The organism is Catenulispora pinistramenti (genome assembly GCF_018274385.1).
In the GTDB taxonomy this organism is placed as follows: Bacteria; Actinomycetota; Actinomycetes; order Streptomycetales; family Catenulisporaceae; genus Catenulispora; species Catenulispora pinistramenti.
Window position 1 is genome coordinate 1 of the sequence record NZ_JAAFYZ010000439.1, and the last position, 2,686, is coordinate 2,686.

3 protein-coding genes are annotated in these 2,686 nt (G+C 69.7%); 2 read left to right on the plus strand and 1 reads right to left on the minus strand.

Annotated features, from left to right (window positions below; all coding sequences use genetic code 11):
- Positions 1-182: 182 nt before the first annotated feature.
- Positions 183-986, plus strand: coding sequence for a hypothetical protein (locus KGQ19_RS48250; RefSeq protein ID WP_212022314.1), 804 nt, complete (start codon positions 183-185; stop codon positions 984-986).
- Positions 987-1,023: 37 nt separating this feature from the next.
- On the opposite strand, the gene lipP1 is transcribed toward KGQ19_RS48250, so the two are convergent.
- Positions 1,024-1,995, minus strand: a complete 972-nt coding sequence (gene lipP1, locus KGQ19_RS48255; protein ID WP_212022317.1) for a LipP1 family hormone-sensitive lipase — start codon at positions 1,993-1,995, stop codon at positions 1,024-1,026.
- Between the two features lie 58 nt (positions 1,996-2,053).
- Here lipP1 and KGQ19_RS48260 point away from each other — a divergent pair, with 58 nt between their 5' ends.
- Entirely contained in the window at positions 2,054-2,563 is a 510-nt protein-coding gene (locus tag KGQ19_RS48260; RefSeq protein WP_212022319.1) for a MerR family transcriptional regulator, read from the plus strand.
- The last annotated feature ends 123 nt before the right edge of the window (positions 2,564-2,686 follow it).

The window sequence follows — 2,686 nt, forward strand, 5'->3', positions numbered from 1 at the left end:
GGGTGGGGCTTTGTCGTAGGTGCCGCCGCTGCCGACCGGTTGGTGGGCGGACGGCGGGCGGTTGGCCGGCCGTTGAGCGGACCAGGGCCATGTGGGCTACCGCCATCCGGCCCTGAGCGCGCGCCGGAGCCCGCCGGACGGTGATCATCGTCTCCGGGGGCAGCGCCGTGTCAGGAGCCGCGATGACGAGTAGCTGGCGGTTCAATCCGCCTCCGGGCTGGCCGCCGGCCCCGGCGGACTTCGTCCCGCCGCCGGACTGGCGTCCGGATCCGTCGTGGCCGCCGGCCCCGGAAGGCTGGGTGTTCTGGGTTCCCGCCGACAAGCGGACCGCCAGGGCACATGCCAAGCGCGAAAAGGAACAACGCCGGGCCTTGTCCGAGGCTCAGGCGGCTCATCAGCAGCGCGAGCAGACCCGGATCGCCGAACAGGCCGACGCCGCCGCCCTGGCCCGCATCGTGCGCGCGATCGCGTCCGGAACGTGGTCGGCGAGCTTCGGGCTGACGCTGAAGCGGGGCGAGGCGGCGCTGTGGGGCGGCGGCGGGCAGTTGGTGGAGCCGCGCCGGACGCCAGGGACGTATCAGGGCCGCTCGCAAGGCGTGAGCCTGCGCATCGCCAAGGGTGTCTGGTATCGGGTGGGCCAGTCGCAGGGCACCTACGTCCCGGGCGCAGACCAACAGACGGTGATCGACGGCGGCGGCATCGTGGTCACCACCACCCGCGTGGTCTTCCGCGGCTCGCGGGCGACCCGTGAATGGCAGTTCTCGAAGATGCTCGGCGAGCCCTACACCGCCGAGGGTGCGCTCCTGATGCCGGTGTCCAACCGTCAGAAGATCTCGGGGCTGACCGGCTTCGGCGAGAACTTAATCAGCCACCTGATAGCGGCCCTGGCGGTCCACGAGCGCGGCGCCGCCGAGGTCGCCTCCGAACTGGAGGCTGAGGCGCGCCGGCTGGCTGTTGCGGAGCCGGCGCCGGGTATCGGGTCGTGACGGGGTCGTGGGGTCTGCGGTGTCGTGAGGTCCGCGATTAGGACCGCGGCCCGGTGCCAGAGTCGAAGAATCGCCGCAGAGCAGCGGTCGCATCGTCGATGGCGACCTTCGCATCGTCGAAGGGGTGCCGAAGGAATTCGTGGATCATCCCGTCGTAACGCTTCACCGTGACGGGAACGCCTGCGGCAGCGAGGCGACGGCCGTACTCCTCGCCCTCGTCGCGGAGCGCGTCGTATTCGGCGGTGATGATGTGGGCCGGGGGGAGGGCGGTCAGGTCGGGTTCGAGGAGTGGAGAGACCAGCGGGTTCAGCTTCTCGGCCTCGGTAGTGAGGTAGTGGTTCATGAACCATTGCTGGGCCTCGCGGGTGATGTTGCCGTATTGGCCGGCGAGTTCGGTGATCGAGCGGTTGGTGCGGCGGAAGTCGAGGTCGGGGTAGATGAGCAGCTGGAACCCTATGTACGGGCCGCCGTTGGCGCGGGCCTTGAGGGTGACGACTGCCGCGAGGTTGCCGCCCGCGCTGTCGCCGGCGACGGCGATGCGGCTGGGGTCGATGCGGAGTGCGGCGGCGTGGTCGGCGATCCAGGCGGTCGCGGCGTAGCCGGCGTTGGGTTGGTCGGGGAACTTGTTCTCGGGCGCGAGCGGGTAGCCGACGGACACGACAACGCTCTGCGAACCGTTGGCCAAGGCGCGTGCGAGGCCGTCGTGGGAGTCGAGATCGCCGAGCACGTAGCCGCCGCCGTGGAAGAACACCACGACCGGTAGCGGTCGAGCGCCGGTCGCGCCGGTCGGAACGCCGGAGGGGCGATAGATGCGCACCGGCACGTCTCCGGCATCAGTCCCGAGTACCCGCTCGGTAACCTCGGCGACCGGCTCGGGCTCGCCGACGGAAGCGGCGGTCAGCCGGCGTGCCCCGGCGCGGGCGACGTCGGGCGTCACGGTGTGCAGGCCCGCGAGGTTGGCGGCGGCGAGCCGGTCCAGATGTGCCTGGACCTGGGGATGGAGCGGCATGACTGAGGGCCTTTCCCGGAGGGGTTGGGAGGAACGCCTCCAGGCTGTAACTTGAAGCATGGTTCAAGTCAAGGGCGACATCGCAGGCGGTCGCCGGGCCGAACCGGCATCGGGTCAGGGACCGGAGCTGGACATCGCCGAAGTGGCCGCGCAGACCGGCATGGCAGCGTCAGCCCTCAGGTACTACGAACGCCGCGGCCTGATCGAGCCGAGCGGCCGCAACGGCCTGCGCCGCGCCTACTCCCCCGACGTCCTCGACCGCCTCACCCTCATCGGCTGTGCGCAGGCCGCCGGCTTCACGCTGACGCAGATCGCGCGCTTCCTCGTCAGCACGCCGTCCGATACGGAACTCCGCAAGCAGCTGGCAGTGAAGGCCGCCACGCTGGACGAGGACATCGCACGCCTCACCCGCATGCGCGACAGCCTGCGGCACGCGTCCACCTGTCGGCACACGCCGCTCGTTGAGTGTCCGGAGTTCAAGTCGCGCATCAATGACGTCCGTGACGCCAACGCCAACGATGGCGATGGCGATGGCGATGTCACCAACGACGCCGACACCGCGGACTAGAAGACTCATGAAAATCATGCGTTCTGACCTCGTCGGTTCTCCGGTGGGGTCAGACTGCTGTTATGCAGGGTGAGTGGACTGGTGAGCTGGTCGGGGCGGATGTGTGGGAGACCTGTCGGGAGT

Coding starts and splice junctions, on each gene's coding strand:
- KGQ19_RS48250 (WP_212022314.1), top strand. CDS start 183: ATGACGAGTAGCTGGCGGTTCAATCCGCCTCCGGGCTGGCCGCCGGCC.
- lipP1 (WP_212022317.1), bottom strand. CDS start 1,995: ATGCCGCTCCATCCCCAGGTCCAGGCACATCTGGACCGGCTCGCCGCC.
- KGQ19_RS48260 (WP_212022319.1), top strand. CDS start 2,054: ATGGTTCAAGTCAAGGGCGACATCGCAGGCGGTCGCCGGGCCGAACCG.